Origin of the sequence: Glutamicibacter sp. V16R2B1, assembly GCF_005774635.1 — a bacterium.
GTDB classification, from domain to species: domain Bacteria; phylum Actinomycetota; class Actinomycetes; order Actinomycetales; family Micrococcaceae; genus Glutamicibacter; species Glutamicibacter creatinolyticus.
Genome location: NZ_VATX01000067.1, coordinates 1 through 1,228, shown reverse-complemented (window position 1 = coordinate 1,228; position 1,228 = coordinate 1). Strand labels below are relative to the sequence as shown.

Here is a 1,228-nt window from a genome sequence, read left to right as displayed (position 1 = left end):
TCCGGGCGGAAATACCGCGCCGCTCATGTCGCGCCGGCTGTGTTCCGTGCTGTGTCAGGTCGTGTTCCGCGGCAGAAGCACGGCCGGGTCCGCGCGGTCGGTGGCATCGGCGCGTGCGCCCGGAGAGTGACCCTGCACGGTCGGCCCGGCCAACACCGTGGCCCGGCTGCGCCTGTGCCGCATGTGGTTAACGGCTGTTCATAGTCCGGTTAGTGGCTGGCTATCGCCTGGCTGGCCGGCGGCAATCACGCGCTCTGGTTCGCCTCGTACCGAGGCCGGCGCCGTGACCGTCGGGACCGCGTCGTGCGGGACAGGGCAGCCAGCTGCCCTGTCCCTGCGCCTGCCCCACCCCGGACTCAGCCGCCGGCGAGAAACTCGGCGATCTGCAGGGTGTTGAGGGCCGCGCCCTTGCGCAGGTTGTCCCCGCAGACGAACAGAGCGACCTCGTACGGATCGTCCGGCGACTGCCGGATACGCCCGACCCAGGTCGGGTCCGTGCCCACCACATCCGCCGGGGTCGGGAACTCGCCCGCGGACGGATCATCCAGCACCGCCACGCCCGGCGCCGACGCCAGCACGTCCCGCGCCTGCCCGGCGGTGACCGGCTGGCTGAACCGCGCGTGCACCGCCACCGCGTGTGTGGTGACCACCGGAACCCGCACGCAGGTCGCGGAGACCCGCAGCCCGGGCAGCCCGAGGATCTTCCGGGACTCGTTGCGGATCTTGAGCTCCTCGGAGGACCAGCCGCCGTCCTTCAGCGAGCCGGCCCACGGCACCACGTTCAGCGCCAACGGGGCCGGGAACGGCCCGAGGCCTTCCTCCCCGCCGGCCTTGCGCACGTCGCCGGCGGTCTGCCCCAGCTCCCGGGTGCCGCCGACCAGCTCCAGCTGGGCGTAGAGAGTGTCGATGCCGGACTGCCCGGCGCCGCTCGCCGCCTGGTAGGACGTGGCGACGAGCGACTCCAGGCCGAAGGCCCGGTGCAGCGCGCCGACCGCGACGATCATCGACAGCGTCGTGCAGTTCGGGTTCGCGATGATGCCACGCGGCCGGTCCGCGACCGCGTCGGCGTTCACTTCCGGGACGACGAGGGGCACGTCCGGGTCCATGCGGAAGGCGCCGGAGTTGTCCACCGCGACCGCGCCCCGCGCGGCGGCGACCGGAGCCCACTGCGCGGACACCTCGTCCGGGACGTCGAAGACGGCGATGTCGACACCGTCGAACACCTCCG

Annotated in this window: 1 protein-coding gene; it reads right to left on the bottom strand. The window is 72.9% G+C overall.

What is annotated here, in order from left to right; translation table 11 throughout:
* Positions 1-356: 356 nt before the first annotated feature.
* Positions 357-1,228: aspartate-semialdehyde dehydrogenase (locus FDN03_RS16135; RefSeq protein ID WP_138178603.1), on the bottom strand; the 872-nt coding region annotated here is incomplete at its 5' end.